Here is a 19,640-nt window from a genome sequence, read left to right as displayed (position 1 = left end):
GGACCGGATGGGGTCAGTTTCATTAGCGTTTGTCACGCGCGTTTGGCAAGAGTCTGTTTGGATGACAGGTTTTCACGATGGTCGCAGGCGTGCCACGAAAGTCTCGCGCCCCGTTTCCCGAATGTCGCCGGCGGGCAACGCCCGGCCGTCGATCGTGCTTGGGGCGGCAAGGAACGATTAACCACGATCGCCCTATGTCCTAAAGAAAGGCCCCGGGAAAAAAGACGCCCGCCGATGCCGACACCTGCCCGCCCGATCCTGTCCGTCCTGCTCGCCCTGACGCTCGCCGCGGCTGCGCCCGCATCTGCGCAGGACACCGACAAGGCGCGCATGAGCGCGGTGGCGATCGGGGCCGAGCTCGCCACGCAGGGCACGGCCACCACCCTCACCCTGATCCTGTCCAAACCCGTCGAGGCCCGCGCCTTCGTGATGGAGCGGCCGGACCGGGCGGTGATCGACCTGCCGGAGGTCAACTTCCAGATCGGGACCGAGGCCGGCCTCAAGCGGGAGGGGGTGGTCACCTCCTACCGCTACGGGCTGTTCGCGCCGGGGCGCTCGCGCATCGTCGTCGATCTCGCCGGCCCGGCCGTGGTCGACGGGATCGAGACGAAGACGCGGCGCGACGGCGCGACGCTCCTCTCCATCGCCTTCAGGCGCGCCGAGCGCGAGGTGTTTCGCAAGGCGGCCGTCGCCAGCGATCCCTCGCCGTCGCTCCGAAAGACTCTGCCGGCCGAGCCCGTCGACAGCCGGCCCCTCGTCGTGGTCGATGCGGGCCATGGCGGCACCGATCCCGGCGCCATCGCCAGGACCGGCGTGCTCGAGAAGGACATCGTGTTCGGCTTCGCGCGCTCGCTCGTCGAGCGCCTGAAGGCGGGAGGCCGCTACCGCGTGACCATGACCCGCGACCGCGACGTGTTCGTGCCGCTGGCCGAGCGCGTCCGCATCGCCCGCGACGCCAAGGCCGACCTGTTCATCTCGATCCATGCCGATTCGATCTCGGCGGCGCCGCAGGTGAAGGGCGCCACGATCTATACCGGCTCGGAGAAGGCGACCGACGCCGAATCCGCCAAGCTCGCCGAGCGCGAGAACAAAGCGGATTCCGCTGCCGGCACCGATTCGGCGATCGGCCCGGCGGATGTTTCCGACATCCTGGCGGAGCTGACCCTGCGCGAGACCCGCGGCTTCTCATCCGGCTTCGCCACCCGGCTGATGGGCCAGCTCTCGCCGGTGATGGAGATGAGCGGCAAGCCCCATCGCGAGGCCGGCTTCATGGTGCTGCGCTCGCCCGACGTGCCCTCGGTGCTGGTCGAACTCGGCTACCTGTCGAGCAAGAGCGACCTCGAGAAGCTGCAATCGGAGGAGTGGCGCACCAACGTCACCGGTTCGATGGCCAAGGCCGTCGACCTGTTCTTCGCCGGCCGCGCCACCTCGGCCCATCCGATCGGGGCGCCGCCGAGCAGCACCGGCTCGGTTCCGGGTGGCAAGGGAGCGGCCTTCAAGGGTTTGGGCGTGACGATGCCGCGGCTGTCGGTGCCGCGCTAGGCCGTCGCCCCCGCCGCAGTTTCACCATAGAACCGGTGTCGATACGGGCTCGATCAAGCCCGGTCGGGCCGACGCCGTGAAGCGGCTCGCGGCCGCGCCGACGCACAGCCTTTGGGGCCGCATCCACCACCGGCCGGCTCCGCGGGGCCGTCGGCGGGCGGCGAAAGCGACGGAACGGACATCCGGATGCGATTCATCCTGCGGTTCTTCGGGATCCTGTTCTCGGCCGGTGCCGTGCTCTTCTGCATCGCGGCGGCGGTCGGCGCGTTCTTCTACTGGAAGTACAGCCAGGACCTGCCGGACCACGCCGCGCTCGCCAATTACGAGCCGCCGGTGATGACCCGCGTCCATGCCTCGGACGGCTCGATGCTGGCGGAATACGCCCACGAGCGGCGCCTCTACCTGCCGATCCAGGCGATGCCGAAAGTCATCGTCGCGGCCTTCCTCTCGGCCGAGGACAAGAACTTCTACAAGCACGGCGGCATCGATCCCGAGGGCATCGTGCGCGCCATCGTCACCAACGCGCAGTCCGGCAAGAAACAGGGCGCCTCGACCATCACGCAGCAGGTCGCCAAGAACTTCCTGCTCTCCGCCGAGCAGACCTACGACCGCAAGATCAAGGAGGCGCTGATCGCGCTCCGGATCGAGTCGGCCTATTCGAAGGACAAGATCCTCGAACTCTACCTCAACGAGATCTTCCTCGGCACCATCGTGCCGGGCCGTAACCTGCACGGCGTCGCCGCGGCCTCGCTCGATTACTTCGGCAAATCGGTCCACGAGCTGACCATCAACGAGGCGGCCTATCTCGCCGCCCTGCCGAAGGGCCCGAACAACTACCATCCCTATCGCCGCACCCAGCAGGCGCTGGCGCGCCGCAACGAGATCATCGGCCTGATGGCCCAGAACGGCTACATCACGGTCCAGGAGGCGGACGAGGCCAAGAAGAAGCCGCTCGGCATCAACCCGCGCGTCGCCTTCCCGAACGCCGCCGTGTCGAACTACTTCACCGAAGAGGTCCGCCGCGAGATCGCCGAGCGCTACGGCCAGACCAAGCTCTACGAGGGCGGCCTCTCGGTGCGCGCTACCGTCGACCCGAAGATGCAGGCCTGGGCCCGCAAGGCTCTGGTCGACGGCCTCGTGCGCTACGACCAGTCGCACGGCTGGCGCGGCGCCGAGCACAAGGTCGACCTGACCGGCCGCGACTGGGGGCTTGCCGTCTCCGAGGTGCCGGTACTCGGCGATATCGCCCCCTGGCGCGTCGCGGTGGTGTTGAACACGCAGGGCGGCAGCGCGCAGATCGGCCTGCAGCCGCGCCGCGAGGGCGGCGGCACCGTCGCCAAGGACCGCGAGACCGGCACGATCGGCCCCGACGGCGTGAAATGGACGGGCCGCAGCGTCGCCGCGGCGCTGACCTCCGGCGACATCGTCTATGTCGAGGCGATCGAGGGCGGCGGCAACCGCTACCGGCTGCGCCAGAAGCCGGAGATCTCCGGCGCCATCGTCGCGATGGACCCCTATACCGGCCGCGTCCACGCCATGGTCGGCGGCTTCTCCTACGACGAATCCGAATTCAACCGCGCCACCCAGGCGATGCGCCAGCCCGGCTCGTCGTTCAAGCCGATCGTCTACTCGGCGGCGCTGGACAACGGCTACACCCCGTCCTCGATCGTGCAGGATTCGCCGATCACCATCGAGGCCGGCCCGGGCCAGGAGGCCTGGAGCCCGTCGAACTACGACGGCAAATCCGGCGGCCCGCATACGCTCCGCTACGGCATCGAGCACTCGAAGAACCTGATGACGGTGCGCCTCGCCAAGGACGTCGGCATGCCGCTGATCGCGGAGTATGCCCGCCGCTTCGGCGTCTACGACGACCTTCTCCCCGTGCTTCCGATGTCGCTCGGCGCCGGCGAGACCACGGTGCTCCGCATGGTCACGGCCTATTCGATGCTCGCCAATGGCGGCCGCCGCATTCGGCCGACCCTGATCGATCGCATCCAGGACCGCACAGGCGAGACCATCTACCGCCACGACAACCGCAAATGCGTCGGCTGCGACGCGGAGAAGTGGTCGGGCCAGGACGAGCCGAAGCTCGTGGACGAATCCGAGCAGGTGCTCGACCCGCTGACCGCCTACCAGATGGTCTCGATCATGGAGGGCGTGGTCCAGCGCGGCACCGCGACGATCCTCAAGCAGATCGGCAAGCCGCTCGCCGGCAAGACCGGCACCACCAACGACGCCAAGGATGCGTGGTTCGTGGGCTTCTCGCCGGACCTCGCCGTCGGCGTCTATCTCGGCTTCGACAAGCCGAAATCGCTCGGCGACCGGGCCACCGGCGGCGGGCTGGCGGCGCCCATCGCCCTCGACTTCCTCAAGGTCGCCCTCAAGGACAAGCCGCCGACCCCGTTCCGGGTGCCTCCGGGCATCAAGCTGATCCGCGTCTCGGCCGGCTCCGGCACTCGCGCCGGCTCCGGTGAGGGGGCGGGCACCATCCTGGAGGCGTTCAAGCCGGGCACGGCCCCGCCCGACGCCTACGTCGCCCAGCCCGACGCCCCGACCGTGGTGCCCGAGGGCGCCGGTGCTGCCGCACAGACCGGCGGTGTCTACTGACCGGCGGACCTCGATCCGACTGCCGAAAGGGCCTGCGGGGCATCCCCGCAGGCCCTTTTGTTTCCGGCGCGCGGCGGCGCATCCTGCCCCTTATCATTTGTCGGGAACCCGACGAAGGCGTATCATGACCGCTATCGCTTGGCGGCATCCGTGGGCGCCGGCGACCGAGAGTGACGCGTGCTCCCGCTTCCCTCGCGCGGAGCTTGGGCCATGACCCGATACTTCTTCAACGTCTATGACGGCGTAAGCCCGATCGACACCGACGGCACCGAGCTGTCCGACGGGCAGCAGGCCCGCCGCGAAGCGATCCGGATGGCTGGCCTCATCCTGATGAACGAGGGCGACAGGCTGCAGGCTGGCCGAGGCTGGCGACTGGAGGTCACCGACGACACCGGCCTCGTGCTGTTCCAGCTCGACGTACAGTTCACGGAGATGCCGGGAATCGTCACGCTTGCCTCCGATCGCGCCCGCGCCGCGTCGCCGCGCCGCTGAAGACGGGATCCGGGTTCGGCACTATCCCGTCCGGTCCCTTTGAAGGCGTGCGCGAATCCCGCTCACGCGTCCGCCTTGCGCGCCAGGGCAAGGCGGGCCAGCGATTCGATCCGCATGTTGGAGACCGGGAGATCGATCATGAAGCGCTCGGCGATCTCACTGATCACGAAGTCGGGCCGGATCTCGGCGAGGTAGTCCCAGTCCAGGCTCGTCGACCACAGGAAGTGGACCTCGCGGAAGGTGTCGGCGAGGAACGGCGTCAGCGACGCCGTCGCGTTCATGGCGCGGTGCTGCGCATAGGAATCGCCGAAGAGCACGAGGCGGCGCGGATCGGCGGCGGGATCGTCGTTGCGGAAGACCGCGTGCGCGCCGATATGCGCGTCCAGCGGTCGCCCGAGCGCCTCGAAATGCGTCAGCAGGCCGTTGGCGTGTATGCGCCGCGCCCGGCTGTCGAAGCGGCAGGCCTCGGCGGTTTCCACCGGCATCGGCGCGAGCTTGGTGCCGAGGTCTCCGGTGAACGGCAGCGCCTCGCCCTGCCGGCGGCCGGCGATGTCGTCGCGAGGGGCGACGCCGAGGCCGGCGAGGAGGGTCCGGTAAGCGAGCTCGCCGCCCGCGAAGGTCCAGTGCGAGTCGGTGCGTCGGTAGAGCGGGGCCTTCCAACGCGCCGCCCGCATCGGGCCGACGAGGTCGACCGAAGCCCGCGCCCCGGTCGAGCCGCGCAGCCAGCGCCGCAACCTCAGGGCCGGCGCCCGCTGTGGATCGAAGGCGAGCCCGTCGACGGCGTCGTAGTAGATCGTCAGCTTTTCGGGCGCGACGACGTGCAGATAGGCCGCCCCGAGGCGTGCGCTCCGCCGCACCCGCTCGGCGAGATGGCACCGCCACTGCCACAGCGCCTTTCGCGAGAAGCCCGGCCTACCGTACTGCTCCAGCACCCGGTTGCGGCCGCCGGTGAGGAACAGCCAGCCGTCGCGCCCGACATGAACGTCGCCGCTGGCCGCGGGCGGCTTTTCGGCGGTGTCCTGCTGGTCCTCTGAGAGCATCCGCTCCGTCTAGCCGCGGCTGCGCGCCGACGCCAAGGGTCGACGCCAAGGGTCGCATGCACTCTTGCGACGAGCCGGCATCCCCTTCCGTCGGATTGCAATCTAGAACGATGCCCTGACCCCGCCGAACACGCTGCGCCCGTTGCCCGGATAGAACGCCACCGGCCCCCCGGTGACGGTCGCCGCGTTGGTCACCACCGAGATGTCGGAGATGTAGCGCTCGTCGGTGAGGTTGCGGGCATCGAGGAACAGCGAGATGCCGTTGGCAAAGTCGATGCCTGTGCGCACGTTGAACAGCGCATAACCCGGCGCCTTCAGCGTGTTGGCGTGGTCGGCGAAGGCGCCCTGCGGCACCCAGTCGATCGAGGGGGCGAGGTAGAACCCGCTCGGATGCGTGTAGGTCAGGATCGTGCGCAGCACGTCCTGCGGGATGCCGGCGATGCGGTTGTTGCCGAAGACCGGGTCGTTCACGAAGCGGAAGTCGTTATGCGTCCAGACCTGCGCGATGGTGAGCATATCGCCCAAGCCCGTCAGGTCGCGTAGCACCTCCACCGAGACGGCCGCCTCGACGCCCTGATGCACCGAGCGCGGCGCGTTGAAGGTCGCCGCCGGTATGCCGAGGCCGGGATTGATCGAGAAATTGATCAGCTCGTCGCGGATGTCGGCCCGGTACAGCGTGATGTCCCAGGTCAGCCGGTCGATGCGCCCGCGGGTGCCGGCCTCGTAGGTCCAGGCGCGCTGCGCCTGGAGCGGGACGAAGGTCACGCCGAGGGTGTTCGTCTGGGCGAGGTCGGAGAAGTCGGGCACGTCGCGCGAGCGGGTGACGTCCCCGAAGACCTGGATGTCCGGCAGCGGCTGCCAGAGCAGGCCGGCCTTCGGATTGATGCCCTCGTAGGTCACGTTGCCGAAGCGGGCGCTCGGGCTCGCCGGCAGGCCGCCCTTGTTCGAGAAGGTGCGGTTCGAGGAGAAGGCCTTCAGCCCGGTCATCAGCGCCACGTCCGGCAGGAACCAGAACCTGTTCTCGCCATAGGCCTCGTAGTTCGAGGCGCTCTGAAGTGCGTTGACGGTCTGCGCGCCGCGCCGTCCGGCGACGTTCACGAATTGGTCGGCTTCGTTGACGCCGGCGAACGCGCGCAATCCCACGATCGTGTCGTTGCGGAAGCCCGCGATGTCGAAGGTGCCGGACCAGTGCGGCGAGACGCCGTAGGTCAGGCCGTCCTGGTCGATCACCTGGAAGATCGGGTGGTAGAGGTTCTTGTGGATCACCCAGGAATCGACGTCGAGGCGGCCGACGTCGAGTTCGAACGAGGTGCGGTTGGCGAGCCGTTCGGTCTCGACTTTTCGCGATTGGTTGCCGGTGATGGCGCTGGGGTTGGCGAGCCGCGGATCGTTCAGAGCGTTGAACAGGCTGAGCGTGCCCGGCAGCTTCTGGTCGGTGAGATAGACGCCCGCATAGAACCGCGTCTCGATGCCGGGCGCGATCTTGTAGCCGACATTGGCGTTGAAGTTCTGGGTACGCTGGGTCTCGTGATCGCGGTATCCGTCGGAATTGGTGATGGTCGCGTTGATGAGCGCGTCGACCGGGCCGTCGATCCGCGACATCTGCACGTTCTCGCGGATCGTGCCGAAACTGCCACCGTCGACGCGAACGATGTTCGGCGCGAAGGCCGTGTAGGCGGTGGGCGTCACGAAGTTGACCGCGCCGCCGAGGGTGGTGGCGCCGAAGGTGAGCGCATTGCCCCCCTTGTAGACCTCGGCCGAGCGCAAGCTCAGCGGATCGACCTGATAGAAGTCGCCGCTGCCGTCGGCGAAGTTCAGCGGGATGCCGTCCTGCAGCAGCTCGATGCCGCGCAGGTGGAAGCCCCGGGCGATGCCCGAGCCGCGGATCGAGAGGCGCAACTCCTGCCCGTAGCGCTCCTGCACGAAGACGCCGGGGGTGTCCTTGAGGACGTCGCGCAGGGTGTTGGCGTAGCTGTTCCTGAAATCCTCCGCGTCGACGAAGGCGACGGAGCCGACGGTGGCGTTCACCGCCCTGCGCTGCTCGGCGACGCCCGGAACGGTGAGCGAGCCGGCTTTCGGAGAGCCCCCGCCCTCGACGCTGAGCTCGGGCAGGGTGGTGGCGGTCTCGACCGGAGCGGCGAGGGCGGTGGTGGTCAGCAGGCAGAAGGCGAGCGCGCAGGCTCCACCGTGATGGTGGGGGAACGGCATGGGGCAGGCTCCACGCCCGCGCCGCGCCCGCCACGAGAGGCGAGGGGCTGCGGGTCGTCGAAAGAGGGAGATGAGGGAAGGGTCGTCGCGCCCGGCGCCGAAGGCCGGGCGCACCGCCAAACGGTCAATGCTGGTGCTCGGCGGCGGCCGAGGCCGTGCCCTGGCCACCCGGTGCCTGCGCCGCAGGCGACTGGGCGCCGATCGGCGCGACGCCGAAGGTCACGGGCACCGTGCCCGCCCGCTCGAAGACGAGCGCGCCCTGGACGGTCGCGCCGGCCTTGAGCCCCGCCGTGAGGTCGAGGAACATCAGGTGCAGGCCACCAGGCTTGAGCGCGATGCTGCCGCCCGGTGCGATGATGAGGCCGCCTTCGACCGGTGCCATCTTCATCACGCCGCCCTCGGTCGACATGGCGTGGATCTCGCCGCGTCCCGCCTGGGGAATCGTGGCGCCGATCAACGTATCGGGCTGGGCTCCGGCATTGCTCACGGAGACGTAGCCGCCGGCGACCTTGGCGCCGCCGGGCGTGGCGCGCAGCCACGGCGTCTCGATCGTGAGATCGCCCGCCTTCACCGGGGCCGTCGGCGCATCGCCCTTCGCGGCGAGCTTCTCGATGGTCTTGGCGGCGACGATCTTCACGCCCGGCGCCGGGGTCTTGAGATCGTGCGCGTCCTGGCCCGCCTGCGGGATCTGCGTCCAGGCGATGCCGCCCTTGTCGCCGCCACCGGCGCATTCCTGCTCGACGGGGAAGTAGACGGTCGCACCCGGGGCGAACTCGTCGGTGATGCGGGCGAAGAAGGTGAACTCGTCGACCTCGTCGTCGCCGAGGCTGCCGCCGCTCCAGGTGATCGCGGTGACGCCCTCCGCGATCTTGCCGTGGAAGGACTGGTAGGCCTTGGCATAGGCGCCCTTGGTGGTGCCGAGCTGCCAGCCGGGCTTCGGCATCGGCTTGGCGCCGATCACACCCTCGGGGATCGTCACGGTGACGCGGGTGGTCGCCGCACCCTCGCAGCCGTGCATGATCTGCACGACGCCGCGATAGGCTGCGTTCGGGGTCGCTTCCTTGCGCTCGAGCACGGCGTGACCGAGTGCGGCGGAGGTGGTGAGGCCCAACGGGAGGGCGGCGAGCAGGGCGGCCCGGAGATAACGGTTCGACATGAGGAAAATCCGGCGTCTGAAGGATCTGAAGCGCGAAGGCGGAACGATCGTTTCAGGCGACGGGAGGCGCTCGGGCGCTGGCGAGGGTGAAGGGGGGAGCGCGGGCGGAAGCGACGCCCTCCATCCGCCAGATCACGGGCACGACGATGGGCTGCGGCCAGACGACCGACGTCATGACGGGCAGCGGCGGCGGCGTGCCTGCGGAGGGAGATGCGGCCGTGCAGCAGCAGGTGTGGTGGTGGGCCGGGGCCTGCGGCGCCGACGGATCCACCCGCTCGGAGCCATCGGCCTTGTCGAGGCAATGCACGTCGAAGGGCAGGGCGAACGGGGAGGCGGCGGCCGAAGCCGCGATCCCGCCGAGGAAGGCCTGCATCACGAGGGCGTAGAGCGCCACGACGGCCGTCAGCGCGCGCAACGCGCGCACGATTTCGCCATATCGGGTACCGGCCATCGTCATCGCCGTCCCTTTAGAGCGCGCGCCGCCGGAGTGGCAACCGGTTCGGCGTAAGCGTGCGCGGCAGAACTACACGATCGAGCCGCGCAGACTTGCAAAGCGATCAGGCACGGCGCTCACCGGCCTCCACCACACTGCCAGATCTCGCACGAAGCGGTTCGCGATGCTGTTGCTTGCCCGCCGCAATCCACGCGAGCGTGCGGCTGCGCACGGCCAAGCTGTTCGACGCCATATTATAGCCCGGAGATCATGTGTTCTTAACGCCAGCCCGACATCACAGGCGGTAGACGATTTCCGGCGCGTATCGGGTCAGGCCGGATCCGTATCTCCGCCCCCTTCCGGATCAGAGCATTGGATCGATGCTGAATCAGGCCTCCACCACCCGTCCCGTCTCCCGCCTCGGCCTCGCGCTGCTGGCCGGCTCCGCGCTTCTGGCGCTTCCGCTCGCGGCCTCGGCGCGCGATTCCGGCGACGGTGCCCAGGCCGAGTGGGCTCAGGACTACGCCTCGCCCGCGACGATGCAGGTGCGCCGCTCCTCGACCCCGATCCTGTCGCCCCAGACCGTCGAGGCGACCGAGCAGGTCATCGAGAAGTATCGCGGCATCGTCTCCCGCGGCGGCTGGCAGCCGGTCTCCGGCGCCGCCGGCCTGCGGGTCGGCTCGCGCGGCCCCGCGGTCGGCGCGGTGCGCCAGCGTCTGATCGTCACGGGCGACCTCGATGCCCAGGCCGGCGGCGGCGGCATCTACGATTCCTACGTCGCGGCCGGCGTGAAGCGCTTCCAGGCCCGCCATGGCCTCAGCCAGACCGGCCAGATGAGCCCGGCGACGCAGGCCGCCATGAATGTCGGCGCCGACATCCGGCTTCGCCAGCTCGAGACCAACCTGATCCGCCTGCGCTCCTACTCGGGCGATCTCGGCCGGCGCTTCGTCATCACCAACATCCCCGCGGCCCTCGTCCAGACGGTCGAGAACGGTCAGGTCGTGACGCTGCACGCCGCCGGCGTCGGCAAGATCGACCGCCAGTCTCCGATCATGAACACCAAGGCGGTCGAGATCAATTTCAACCCGACCTGGACGGTCCCGGCTTCCATCGTGAAGAAGGACCTCATCCCGAAGATGCAGAAGGACCCGAACTACCTCACCGACAACAAGATCCACATCTACGCCGGCAACGGCTCCGAGGTGTCGGTGCGTTCGGTGAACTGGAATTCGGACGAGGGCACCCGCTACACCTACCGCCAGGAATCGGGCGCCGACTTCAACTCGATGGGCGTCGTGCGCATCAACATCCCGAACCCCTACGGCGTGTTCATGCACGACACGAACTCGCGCGGCGTGTTCGGCGACGACTTCCGCTTCATCTCCTCGGGCTGCGTCCGTCTGCAGAACGTGCGCGAGTACATTACCTGGCTGCTCAAGGACACGCCGGGCTGGGACCGTGCCCATGTGGAGCAGGCCGTCGAGAGCGGCCAGCGCATCGACGCGCGCCTGACGCAGCCGGTGCCGGTCTACTGGACCTACATCACCGCCTGGTCGACGCCGGACGGCACGGTGCAGTTCCGCGACGACATCTACAAGCGCGACGGCGTCAACGTGCCCTCGACCATCGAGGCGCCGACTCCGGTCGCCAGCGCCGCGGCCACCGCCCCGCAGCGCTTCGAGCAGTTCGAGGGCGGCGACGAAGAGAACTGAGTCTTTTGCGAGTTCGCCGGGGTCTCCGACCCCGGCGGCTGCGGTTTTGAAAGGCCCGCGCTTCCGTCTAGGCGGCGCGGGTCTTTTTTTGTCGGCCTCCGAGAAAGCAACCGATCTTGGCCCACGTCCTCTCGCTCGGCTTGTACCTCGTGGCGCTGCTCGGTGGCGTCGCCTTCGTGTTGCAGCAGACGGTCAATGCGAGCCTGAGGGGCACGCTCGGCACGCCGTTCTGGGCCGCGTTCACGAACTTCGCCGTCGGCGCGATCGCCCTCGGCGCTCTGCTGCTCGCCCTGCGCGAGCCGATCCCGTCGCTCCAGACCGTGTCCCGCGTACCCTGGTACGGCTGGTTGGGCGGCCTCCTCGGCGCCCTCTACATCGTCGGCTCGATCCTGCTGGTGCCGCGGCTCGGCGCAGCGACCTTCGTCGGCCTGTTCATCGTCGGGCAGATCCTGAGCTCACTCGCCTTCGACCAGTTCGGGCTGCTCGGCGTGCCAGTGCGGGAGGTCGGGGCCGCACGTTTGCTCGGGGCCGGGCTGATGGTCGTGGGCGTCGGGCTGGTCTGCGCGTTCTGATGCGCGCTCGGCCCGTTGGGGGCGCGCCGTTCCTTGGCCGAGGCTCTGCGGCGTAGTCGTCGGCGCGAGGGCCCGCTTAGCCCCGCTCTTTCATCGCCGCAAACCTCGCCTCGATGTCCGGAATTGAAGCAGCCGTGTCGCGGGCGTACGAGACTGCTTCGGCCGGGTCCAGGACGACGCTTTCCTGCGGATCGAACAGGACGCCACCCGTCGCGTGCGTCAGGGCCGCCGCGGCCATCAATGCGCCGGCGCAGCCGGGGAGCGTTCCCCAGTTGAAGGCCATCGCATGACGCCAGGCGCCTTTCAGGTCGATGTCGTCGTAGATGTGGGACAGTTCGCCTGCGTCGCAAAGCCCGCACTCGAAACCGGCCTCCCGTCCGTTCCACCAAGCCGGAAGATGGCCTTGGAGCGCCTTCAGAGCCTTCTCCGATGCAAGAGACAAAGGAAATCCAAGTTCGTCGAGCCCTCGCTGCCAATCGGAGATGGCGGCGATTTCACGATCGAAGAGCACATAGGCCTCAAGCGACATGCCAGCCCCCAAGCCATAGATACGAAAGCTGCCCCTCATGCGTGGGACCGGCCGCCTTCACCCTGATGCCTTTGATGACGTGCAGCTCGATGACAGGACTGTCGTCGCCGATATTCAATTCGGATCGAATTTGCCTGACACGCGTCGGAGTCAGTCTGGCACCACCGGTCTTGATATCCCACACCGCCATGATCGGTGCAGTCGGACCTCGCCCGTTCCTCTTGACGAAATCCGTTCTGACGCTGTCTGCCAGTCCATATCTGACGAGACCGCCGAGACTGAAGCTCTGCTCCACGCCATGCTTGCCGATCCCGGGAAGATCAAGCGCACGGACTGCCTCTGCCGAACCGAGATGAACGGCAGTACCGAATGCGGCGCCCTTCAGGTGCAGCAGGCTGTTTGCGACATGAGACACGATATCGGCGAGTTCGTCCGAGGTCGCATCGATCTTGGGATTGCCGGTCTTGTATCTTTGCGATTGGCGAGCCTCGCCGCCGCCGACATCAGTCCAGCGTCCGTCCTCGTCACGCGGTTGCGCCGGGTCAAAACCGGCCTTGATCCCGAGTCGGAGCCGAAATAACGCGACACTGAGGCGCAGACCCGCGAGACGATGACGTAGGCGCGGTAGATAGGACAGATCAACCATGGCGCCCTTTCGCTGCAACCGGCGTGATGTTCTACTTTTATTTCAGATAATTATCAATAAATTCCTGGGTTTGGCGGCATGCCGCCGCGCGCTGAAGGAAGGCGCAGGATAATTTTTTTGACCCTTGCGGCAAAAACCCCTGCGGTTGGCGGCCCCCGCGCCCCCGTGTACTAAATGCAATCCGAAAAACGCCCCCCGTGCACGCCCACGGGACGACGGGTGCGCGACACCCATAACCAACAATGAGGCCATCCATGAGTGCCGGTACCGCCGCCGCCAACGATTCCATCAGCCAGTTCTTCTCCGCCCCGGTCACCGAGACCGATCCGGAGCTCGCCAAGGCGCTCAGCCAGGAACTCGGCCGCCAGCAGCACGAGATCGAGCTGATCGCCTCGGAGAACATCGTCTCCCGTGCGGTGCTCGACGCGCAGGGCTCGGTGCTCACCAACAAGTATGCCGAGGGCTATCCGGGCCGTCGCTATTACGGCGGCTGTCAGTACGTCGACGTCGCCGAGACGCTGGCGATTGAGCGCGCCAAGCGCCTGTTCAATTGCGGCTTCGCCAACGTGCAGCCGAATTCCGGTTCGCAGGCGAACCAGGGCGTGTTCATGGCCCTCATGCAGCCGGGCGACACCTTCCTCGGGCTCGACCTCGCAGCCGGAGGCCACCTGACGCACGGCGCCCCGCCGAACGTCTCGGGCAAGTGGTTCAAGCCGGTCTCCTACGGCGTGCGCCGCGAGGACCAGCGCATCGACATGGACGAGGTCGCGCGGCTTGCCGAGGAGCATAAGCCGAAGGTGATCATCGCCGGCGGTTCGGGCTATCCCCGCCACTGGGACTTCGCGAAGTTCCGTGAGATCGCCGATTCCGTCGGCGCCTACTTCTTCGTCGACATGGCCCACTTCGCGGGTCTCGTTGCCGCGGGCGTCCACCCGTCGCCGTTCCCGCACGCGCACGTCGCCACCACGACGACCCACAAGACCCTGCGCGGCCCCCGCGGCGGCATGATCCTCACGAACGACGAGGCGCTCGCCAAGAAGTTCAACTCGGCGATCTTCCCCGGCCTGCAGGGCGGCCCGCTCATGCACGTGATCGCGGCGAAGGCCGTGGCCTTCGGTGAGGCGCTCAAGCCCGAGTTCAAGCTCTACGCCAAGCAGGTGATCGAGAACGCCAAGGCGCTCGCCGACACCCTAATCACCGGCGGCTACGACATCACCTCCGGCGGCACCGACAACCACCTGATGCTGGTCGACCTGCAGAAGAAGGGCCTCACCGGCAAGGCCGCCGAGGCCGCGCTCTCGCGGGCCGACATCACCTGCAACAAGAACGGCGTGCCGTTCGACCCGGCCAAGCCCACCATCACCTCGGGCATCCGCCTCGGCACCCCGGCCTCGACCTCGCGCGGTTTCGGCGTCGCCGAGTTCAAGCAGATCGGCGGCTTCATCGTCGAGGTGCTCGACGGCCTCGTCGAGAAGGGCGAGGGCGGCGATGCGGCGATCGAGGCCGCGGTCAAGGAAAAGGTTCACGCCCTGACCGCACGCTTCCCGATCTACCAGTAGTCGCGGACGCCCTTTCGGCGTCCTCTCCACCACGCTAGAAACGGCCGCGGATCGTTCGTCCGCGGCCGTTTCGTTTTCGCCTTTGAGGTTGCCGGCCCGATGCGGTGTCCCTATTGCGGCGGCCCCGATACCCAGGTGAAGGACTCGCGCCCGAGCGAGGATGCCTCCGCCATCCGCCGCCGGCGCGTCTGTCCGGATTGCGGCGGCCGCTTCACCACCTTCGAGCGGGTGCAGCTGCGCGAACTCACCGTGCTCAAGCGCTCCGGCAAGCGCGTGCCCTTCGACCGCGACAAGCTGCAGCGCTCCATCGACGTGGCGCTGCGCAAGCGCTCCGCCGACCCCGAGCGCGTCGAACGGCTCGTCTCCGGCATCACCCGGCGGCTCGAGAGCGGCGGCGAGGGCGAGGTGACGAGCGAGGCCATCGGCGAGGCGGTGATGGAGGGGCTGAAAGGCCTCGACGACGTCGCCTATGTGCGCTTCGCCTCGGTCTACAAGAACTTTCGCGAGGCGCAGGACTTCAAGGACCTGCTCGGCACGCTCGGCGAAGACGGCACGCTGCCCTTCGGCGACGTGCCCGAGCCCGACGCTCCCCGCCCGCGCAGCCGCCCGGCCCGGTCGCGCGCGTGAATTTTTCGGGGTCTGCGGACGATCTCCGCTACATGCGGCTCACCCTGGCGCTGGGCCGGCGCAACCTGGGCCGGACCTGGCCCAACCCGTCGGTCGGCGCTGTCATTGTCTCGAACAGCAAAATAATCGGGCAGGCGGTGACGGCGCCGGGCGGGCGCCCGCACGGCGAGCCGACGGCGCTCGCCATGGCCGGCGGGCTTGCCCGCGGCGCGACGCTCTATGTCGGTCTCGAGCCCTGCTCGCATCACGGCCGCACCCCGCCCTGCACCGATGCGATCATCGCCGCTGGCATCGTTCGCGTCGTCTCGGCGATGGAGGATCCCGACCCGCGCGTTGCCGGGCGCGGCCACGCGCTGCTGCGCGAGGCCGGCATCGCGGTCGAGACCGACCTGCTGCGGGACGAGGCCGTGCGCGACCATCGCGGCCATGTCAGCCGGGTGACGCGGGGCCGCCCGAGCCTCCACCTCAAGCTCGCCCGCACCCGCGACGGCTTCGCCGCGCATGCCCATGACGAGCGCCTGCGCATCACCGGCCAGATCGCCGACGGCGCAGTGCATCTCTGGCGGGCCCATGCCGACGCGATCCTCGTCGGGATCGGCACGGTCCGCGCGGACGATCCGGCGCTCACCGTGCGGCTGCCGGGGCTCGCCGCGTGCTCGCCCCTGCGGGTCGTCCTCGATTCGCGCCTGCGGCTCAACCCGGCCTCGCGGCTGGTGTGCGGCGCCAGGGAAGTGCCGACCCTGGTGCTCACCACGCGCTCCGCGCCGGTCCACGCCAAGCGCATGCTCGCCTCGCTCGGTGTCGAGGTCGTCGCCGTCGCCGCCGACGCGGCCGGCCGGGTCGACCTGCATGCGGCCCTCGCCGCCTTGGCCGAGCGCGGCATCACCCGCCTCTGCAGCGAGGGCGGCCCGCATCTCGCGGATGCGCTCAGTGCCGCCGACCTCGTCGACGTGCTGACGCTGTTCACCGGTCCCGAGGCGCTCGGCCTCGCCGGCGGCTTGCCGGCCGTCGGGCCGCATCTCGACGCAGCGATCCGCGATGGCCACTTGGCGGAGAGCGCGGCCCGCATGCTCGGGCCGGATCACGCCGTCACCTACGAGCGGAGAATCTGACAAACATGTTCACCGGCCTGATCAGCGACGTCGGCCATGTGGTGTCCATCGCGGGCGACGACCGGTTGCGGCGCGTCGTCATCGAGTCAGCTTACGACCCGGCCGGCATCGCGCTCGGCGCTTCGATCGCCTGCTCCGGCCCTTGCCTGACCGCCGTTGCGGTGGAGCCGCGTGACAAGGGCTGCCGCTTCTCCGTCGACGCTGCTGCCGAGACGCTCGCCCGCACCACGCTCGGCGCGTGGGAGGAGGGGACCCGGATCAACCTGGAGCGCTCCCTGAGGATCGGCGACGAACTCGGCGGCCACCTCGTCACCGGCCATGTCGACGGTGTTGCCGAGATCGTTTCGCGGGACGAGGTCACCGAGACCGACAGCCCTTGGGGGGCCAGCACCCGCTTCACCCTACGCGCGCCTGCGGAAATTGCCCGCTTCATCGCCGAAAAGGGCTCGGTCTGCCTCGACGGCACCTCGCTCACCGTCAACACCGTCGCGGACGACCTGTTCTCGGTGCTGCTGATCCCGCATTCGCTCTCCGTCACGACCTGGGGCGAGCGCCGCGCCGGAGACCGGGTCAACCTCGAGGTCGACCTCATCGCCCGCTACGCTGCGCGGCTGACGGAGGCGCGGGGCCTGACCGGGGCCGGTTAAGCGGTTTGGGAGGTGCGCATTCCCTCGCCCCGCTTGCGGGGAGAGGGGGGATGCGCACCTCCCGCTCGTCACCTGCAACCGGCCTCAGACATCCGCAAAATCGGACATCTCGTAGAGCGGCCGGATCTCGATTTCGCTCGGGCCGGGCATCGGGTTGGGGCAGCGCTTGACCCAGGCCACCGCCTCGTCGAGGTCCTTGACCTCCCACAGCCAGAAGCCGGCGACGAGTTCGGACGTCGCCGAGAAGGGGCCGTCACGCACGCTGCGGCCGGTGCCGTCGAAGGCGACGCGCTTGCCCGCCGAGGTGGGCTTGAGGCCGGCGGCTTCGAGCAGGATGCCCGCGGCGGCGAGCTCTTCGTTGAACCGGCCCATCTCCGCGAGAATCTCGGCGGCGGGCATATCGCCGGCTTCGCTTTCCGCCGTCGCCTTGACCAGAACCATCACGCGCATCGCCGTGTCTCCGCAGGAGGAGAGGCCACGCCGGCCTCGCTGTGAAGACGCAGCGCCACGCACCGAGCCGACACGCGAGCCGAAACTTTCTCACGGACGAGCCTCGGACTTGACCGCGCGCGTCGGCGCGACGGAGGCTCTGCCCGAACGAGGACGGGGCCACCGATGATCACGCTCTACACCTTCGGCCCGCAATTCGGCCTGCCCGACCCGAGCCCGTTCGTGATGAAGGCGCAGGTGCTGCTCACCATGTCGGGCCTCCCCTTCACCACCGACACCCGCGGCTTCCGCAAGGCGCCGAAGGGCAAGCTGCCGTATCTGCGCGACGGCGAGACCGTGGTGGCCGATTCGACCCTGATCCGCTGGCACCTGGAGAGGGCGCACGGCATCGATTTCGATGCCGGCTACGGACCGGCCGAGACCGCCATCGGCTGGGCCGTGGAGAAGATGCTGGAGGACCACCTCTACTGGGCGATCGTCCATGCCCGCTGGGTCGACGACGCCAACTTCGCCCGCGGTCCGGCGAATTTCTTCAAGGCGGTGCCCGCCCCGGTCCGGCCGCTCGTCGAGGCGATCATCCGCCGCAAGGTCCGCGGCAACCTGCATGCGCACGGCCTGGGCCGGCACGACCGGCCGACGATCGAAGCGCTCGGTCTCCGCTCGATCGCGGCGCTTGGCGACATCCTCGGCGACCGGCCGCATCTCCTCGGCCGGAGCCCCTCGGGGGCCGACGCCACGGCTTACGCCTTCGTCGCCGCCACGCTGTGCCCGGTGTTCGAGACCCCGCTACGCGAGGCCGTCGCGGGCTTGCCGAACCTTGTCGCCTACGAGGCGCGGATGCGGGAGCGGTATTTCGCGGGGTCCGCAGCGGCGTGAGCGCTGCACGACTGCGCAAAACACACCCCTCGCATATGCGGCGAAGCAGGGACGTCCGCTCTCTCGCAGCATGAGCCCGTCACGCCGAGCCCAGCCTACCCGGCGGAGGGCACGCCGGATGGGTTCATGCACGGGATCGAACGTCCGATTGCCTCGCTCGACAGGCATTTCGGTTCGCCTACGATGAGTGGCTCGGCCGCGTCGAGGGACGGGGCCGTTCCGAGCAGATCGACACCGAACCATCCCTCGTGCCGCCGGATCACGGCGGCCATCGCCTCGCGCGAGTCCCGCGACAGCACGGCATAGGTGTGGCGTGCATCACGGGCGGGATGATCGGCCAGATCGACGACTCCGACGAGATAGATCTGCATCGGTCCGCAGCGCATCAGGCCGGCATGCGGCTGAGGCGCCCGTCGGCGAAGCCGAGGGAATGCGCCAGAACCGTGCGGCCGCGGCTGACCCGGCTCTTCACGGTGCCGACCTGGCAGCCGATCAGTTCGGCCGCGTCCTCGTAGGTCATGCCCTGGGCGCCCACGAGCAGGAGGGCCTCGCGCTGGGCCGTGGGAAGCGCCCTGAGCTTCGCCCAGACCTGTCGCAGTTCCAGGCCGTCCTCCTGGTCCGGCAGGGCCTCCAGGCGGCCGGCCTGGACCCCGTCGGCATCTTCCACCTCGCGCCGACGCTTGCGTCGCTCGCTGTAGAAGTGGTTGCGCAGGATCGTGAACAGCCACGCCTTGAGGTTGGTGCCGGGACGATAGCTGGTCTGGTTCTGCCACGCCTTCAGCAGCGTCTCCTGCACGAGGTCGTCCGCCTGCGCGGTCCCGCCGGCGAGACTCAGGGCGAAGGCCCTCAAGCCCGGCAGGGCGCCCAGAAGATCGTCGCGAAACGCGGCGTAGGACGGCGCCTCGGGCGGCGACAGGCGGTCGAGGCGAGCGATCAGGTCGAGAAGTTCCGGCGGCTGCTGCGCCGCCGACAGCGTCTCGTAGAGCTCCCTGAGTTGGGATCCGAGATAGGTCCGGATCTCGTCAGACAGGATAGGGCTCCCCGGAAGACGTTCGCTACGCTCCCGCGGCCCGTTCCGACGCGTCATCGACACCATGGACACTTCTTGAGTTCGCTTTGCCAAATCGTTGTCCAGATTCGCGTAGGGCTTATTCAGCTATAGAATAGCAATCCAAATATGAATACAGAATTAAGGCAAAACCGGCCCAAGAAATTTCGACCCGCATGCAGCATTCTCCCGCGAAAGAAATCAGAAAATCTTCGGCGCAGCCGTCCGTGACGAATGCCGACAGCCTTCCGGCTCCGAACGGCACTCCGGCGAACCCTTCGAGCGGACGATGGCGAACGCAGCCTTTGCGCGCGTTGCTAAATGTTAATCGGTCTGCGGCCGCGCCACTAAATTCGCGTTTAAGGTTCGGTTCGGCCACGACCT

General features: G+C 68.5%; 20 protein-coding genes. 10 read left to right on the top strand and 10 right to left on the bottom strand.

Going from position 1 to position 19,640, the window contains the following annotated elements:
• The first annotated feature begins 234 nt into the window (after positions 1-234).
• The 3 genes from MHA02_RS17725 to MHA02_RS17715 all read left to right on the top strand — a co-directional run bounded on the left by MHA02_RS17725 (position 235) and on the right by MHA02_RS17715 (position 4,641).
• Positions 235-1,542 carry an N-acetylmuramoyl-L-alanine amidase gene (locus MHA02_RS17725; protein ID WP_147081169.1) on the top strand — a complete coding sequence of 436 codons (1,308 nt, stop codon included), beginning with the start codon at positions 235-237 and terminating at the stop codon, positions 1,540-1,542.
• A 186-nt stretch (positions 1,543-1,728) separates the two neighbouring features.
• Positions 1,729-4,149, top strand: coding sequence for a penicillin-binding protein 1A (locus MHA02_RS17720; RefSeq protein ID WP_147081167.1), 2,421 nt, complete (start codon positions 1,729-1,731; stop codon positions 4,147-4,149).
• Between the two features lie 210 nt (positions 4,150-4,359).
• Positions 4,360-4,641 (top strand): DUF6894 family protein, encoded by a 282-nt coding sequence (locus tag MHA02_RS17715; protein ID WP_147081165.1) that lies wholly within the window; start codon positions 4,360-4,362, stop codon positions 4,639-4,641.
• Between the two features lie 62 nt (positions 4,642-4,703).
• Here MHA02_RS17715 and MHA02_RS17710 read toward each other — a convergent pair whose 3' ends face one another.
• From MHA02_RS17710 to MHA02_RS17695, 4 genes are all read right to left on the bottom strand, one after another.
• Entirely contained in the window at positions 4,704-5,681 is a 978-nt protein-coding gene (locus MHA02_RS17710) for an alginate O-acetyltransferase AlgX-related protein (RefSeq protein WP_147081163.1), read from the bottom strand.
• Positions 5,682-5,783: 102 nt separating this feature from the next.
• The gene (locus MHA02_RS17705) at positions 5,784-7,889 is read right to left on the bottom strand and encodes a TonB-dependent receptor family protein (RefSeq protein WP_147081161.1); all 2,106 of its coding nucleotides are present in this window, start codon (positions 7,887-7,889) and stop codon (positions 5,784-5,786) included.
• Between the two features lie 124 nt (positions 7,890-8,013).
• On the bottom strand, positions 8,014-9,045 hold the full coding sequence (locus tag MHA02_RS17700; RefSeq protein ID WP_147081158.1) for a DUF1775 domain-containing protein: 1,032 nt from the start codon (positions 9,043-9,045) through the stop codon (positions 8,014-8,016).
• Positions 9,046-9,097: 52 nt separating this feature from the next.
• Positions 9,098-9,496, bottom strand: coding sequence for a hypothetical protein (locus tag MHA02_RS17695; RefSeq protein WP_147081156.1), 399 nt, complete (start codon positions 9,494-9,496; stop codon positions 9,098-9,100).
• 362 nt (positions 9,497-9,858) lie between these two features.
• Between MHA02_RS17695 and MHA02_RS17690 the strand changes: the two genes are divergently transcribed.
• Together MHA02_RS17690 and MHA02_RS17685 are read left to right on the top strand one after the other, a co-directional pair.
• Positions 9,859-11,190 carry a L,D-transpeptidase family protein gene (locus MHA02_RS17690; protein ID WP_147081154.1) on the top strand — a complete coding sequence of 444 codons (1,332 nt, stop codon included), beginning with the start codon at positions 9,859-9,861 and terminating at the stop codon, positions 11,188-11,190.
• A gap of 116 nt (positions 11,191-11,306) precedes the next feature.
• The gene (locus tag MHA02_RS17685) at positions 11,307-11,762 is read left to right on the top strand and encodes a DMT family transporter (RefSeq protein ID WP_147081153.1); all 456 of its coding nucleotides are present in this window, start codon (positions 11,307-11,309) and stop codon (positions 11,760-11,762) included.
• Between the two features lie 76 nt (positions 11,763-11,838).
• Here MHA02_RS17685 and MHA02_RS17680 read toward each other — a convergent pair whose 3' ends face one another.
• Both MHA02_RS17680 and MHA02_RS17675 read right to left on the bottom strand, forming a co-directional pair.
• Positions 11,839-12,291, bottom strand: coding sequence for a hypothetical protein (locus MHA02_RS17680; RefSeq protein WP_147081151.1), 453 nt, complete (start codon positions 12,289-12,291; stop codon positions 11,839-11,841).
• Complete coding sequence (locus tag MHA02_RS17675; protein ID WP_147081149.1) at positions 12,281-12,937, bottom strand: hypothetical protein; 657 nt, start codon at positions 12,935-12,937, stop codon at positions 12,281-12,283. The genes MHA02_RS17680 and MHA02_RS17675 overlap by 11 nt, the downstream gene beginning before the upstream one ends.
• 254 nt (positions 12,938-13,191) lie before the next feature.
• Between MHA02_RS17675 and glyA the strand changes: the two genes are divergently transcribed.
• From glyA to MHA02_RS17655, 4 genes are all read left to right on the top strand, one after another.
• Entirely contained in the window at positions 13,192-14,496 is a 1,305-nt protein-coding gene (gene glyA, locus MHA02_RS17670) for a serine hydroxymethyltransferase (RefSeq protein ID WP_147081147.1), read from the top strand.
• A gap of 99 nt (positions 14,497-14,595) precedes the next feature.
• Positions 14,596-15,123: a transcriptional regulator NrdR gene (nrdR, locus tag MHA02_RS17665; protein ID WP_147081145.1), complete on the top strand. Its 528-nt coding sequence runs from the start codon at positions 14,596-14,598 to the stop codon at positions 15,121-15,123.
• 32 nt (positions 15,124-15,155) lie between these two features.
• The gene (gene ribD / locus MHA02_RS17660; RefSeq protein WP_147081143.1) at positions 15,156-16,235 is read left to right on the top strand and encodes a bifunctional diaminohydroxyphosphoribosylaminopyrimidine deaminase/5-amino-6-(5-phosphoribosylamino)uracil reductase RibD; all 1,080 of its coding nucleotides are present in this window, start codon (positions 15,156-15,158) and stop codon (positions 16,233-16,235) included.
• A gap of 5 nt (positions 16,236-16,240) precedes the next feature.
• On the top strand, positions 16,241-16,882 hold the full coding sequence (locus MHA02_RS17655; RefSeq protein WP_147081141.1) for a riboflavin synthase: 642 nt from the start codon (positions 16,241-16,243) through the stop codon (positions 16,880-16,882).
• Positions 16,883-16,966: 84 nt separating this feature from the next.
• Here MHA02_RS17655 and MHA02_RS17650 read toward each other — a convergent pair whose 3' ends face one another.
• Positions 16,967-17,332, bottom strand: coding sequence for a YciI family protein (locus MHA02_RS17650; protein WP_147081139.1), 366 nt, complete (start codon positions 17,330-17,332; stop codon positions 16,967-16,969).
• A gap of 165 nt (positions 17,333-17,497) precedes the next feature.
• On the opposite strand from MHA02_RS17650, the gene MHA02_RS17645 reads away from it, so the two are divergent.
• On the top strand, positions 17,498-18,208 hold the full coding sequence (locus MHA02_RS17645; RefSeq protein WP_147081137.1) for a glutathione S-transferase family protein: 711 nt from the start codon (positions 17,498-17,500) through the stop codon (positions 18,206-18,208).
• A gap of 95 nt (positions 18,209-18,303) precedes the next feature.
• Here MHA02_RS17645 and MHA02_RS17640 read toward each other — a convergent pair whose 3' ends face one another.
• Genes MHA02_RS17640 through MHA02_RS17630 form a run of 3 tightly spaced genes read right to left on the bottom strand, consistent with a single transcriptional unit; the run spans position 18,304 to position 19,635 of the window.
• A complete protein-coding gene (locus MHA02_RS17640; protein ID WP_210245086.1) occupies positions 18,304-18,594 on the bottom strand; it encodes a hypothetical protein in 291 nt (96 codons plus the stop codon).
• Positions 18,594-19,304 (bottom strand): sigma-70 family RNA polymerase sigma factor, encoded by a 711-nt coding sequence (locus tag MHA02_RS17635; protein ID WP_170249334.1) that lies wholly within the window; start codon positions 19,302-19,304, stop codon positions 18,594-18,596. The genes MHA02_RS17640 and MHA02_RS17635 overlap by 1 nt, the downstream gene beginning before the upstream one ends.
• 52 nt (positions 19,305-19,356) lie before the next feature.
• Positions 19,357-19,635 carry a hypothetical protein gene (locus tag MHA02_RS17630; RefSeq protein ID WP_147081131.1) on the bottom strand — a complete coding sequence of 93 codons (279 nt, stop codon included), beginning with the start codon at positions 19,633-19,635 and terminating at the stop codon, positions 19,357-19,359.
• Positions 19,636-19,640: the final 5 nt, after the last annotated feature.

The organism is Methylobacterium haplocladii, from assembly GCF_007992175.1.
Lineage (GTDB): Bacteria > Pseudomonadota > Alphaproteobacteria > Rhizobiales > Beijerinckiaceae > Methylobacterium > Methylobacterium haplocladii.
Note: the sequence above shows the minus strand (reverse complement) of the source record. Positions and strands in the feature narration are given on the sequence as shown.

What these genes read in the sequence shown, in the direction of transcription:
- MHA02_RS17725 (WP_147081169.1), top strand. Translation starts at nt 235, where the DNA reads ATGCCGACACCTGCCCGCCCGATCCTGTCCGTCCTGCTCGCCCTGACG.
- MHA02_RS17720 (WP_147081167.1), top strand. Translation starts at nt 1,729, where the DNA reads ATGCGATTCATCCTGCGGTTCTTCGGGATCCTGTTCTCGGCCGGTGCC.
- MHA02_RS17715 (WP_147081165.1), top strand. Translation starts at nt 4,360, where the DNA reads ATGACCCGATACTTCTTCAACGTCTATGACGGCGTAAGCCCGATCGAC.
- MHA02_RS17710 (WP_147081163.1), bottom strand. Translation starts at nt 5,681, where the DNA reads ATGCTCTCAGAGGACCAGCAGGACACCGCCGAAAAGCCGCCCGCGGCC.
- MHA02_RS17705 (WP_147081161.1), bottom strand. Translation starts at nt 7,889, where the DNA reads ATGCCGTTCCCCCACCATCACGGTGGAGCCTGCGCGCTCGCCTTCTGC.
- MHA02_RS17700 (WP_147081158.1), bottom strand. Translation starts at nt 9,045, where the DNA reads ATGTCGAACCGTTATCTCCGGGCCGCCCTGCTCGCCGCCCTCCCGTTG.
- MHA02_RS17695 (WP_147081156.1), bottom strand. Translation starts at nt 9,496, where the DNA reads ATGGCCGGTACCCGATATGGCGAAATCGTGCGCGCGTTGCGCGCGCTG.
- MHA02_RS17690 (WP_147081154.1), top strand. Translation starts at nt 9,859, where the DNA reads ATGCTGAATCAGGCCTCCACCACCCGTCCCGTCTCCCGCCTCGGCCTC.
- MHA02_RS17680 (WP_147081151.1), bottom strand. Translation starts at nt 12,291, where the DNA reads ATGTCGCTTGAGGCCTATGTGCTCTTCGATCGTGAAATCGCCGCCATC.
- MHA02_RS17675 (WP_147081149.1), bottom strand. Translation starts at nt 12,937, where the DNA reads ATGGTTGATCTGTCCTATCTACCGCGCCTACGTCATCGTCTCGCGGGT.
- glyA (WP_147081147.1), top strand. Translation starts at nt 13,192, where the DNA reads ATGAGTGCCGGTACCGCCGCCGCCAACGATTCCATCAGCCAGTTCTTC.
- nrdR (WP_147081145.1), top strand. Translation starts at nt 14,596, where the DNA reads ATGCGGTGTCCCTATTGCGGCGGCCCCGATACCCAGGTGAAGGACTCG.
- ribD (WP_147081143.1), top strand. Translation starts at nt 15,156, where the DNA reads ATGCGGCTCACCCTGGCGCTGGGCCGGCGCAACCTGGGCCGGACCTGG.
- MHA02_RS17655 (WP_147081141.1), top strand. Translation starts at nt 16,241, where the DNA reads ATGTTCACCGGCCTGATCAGCGACGTCGGCCATGTGGTGTCCATCGCG.
- MHA02_RS17650 (WP_147081139.1), bottom strand. Translation starts at nt 17,332, where the DNA reads ATGCGCGTGATGGTTCTGGTCAAGGCGACGGCGGAAAGCGAAGCCGGC.
- MHA02_RS17645 (WP_147081137.1), top strand. Translation starts at nt 17,498, where the DNA reads ATGATCACGCTCTACACCTTCGGCCCGCAATTCGGCCTGCCCGACCCG.
- MHA02_RS17640 (WP_210245086.1), bottom strand. Translation starts at nt 18,594, where the DNA reads ATGCGCTGCGGACCGATGCAGATCTATCTCGTCGGAGTCGTCGATCTG.
- MHA02_RS17635 (WP_170249334.1), bottom strand. Translation starts at nt 19,304, where the DNA reads ATGGTGTCGATGACGCGTCGGAACGGGCCGCGGGAGCGTAGCGAACGT.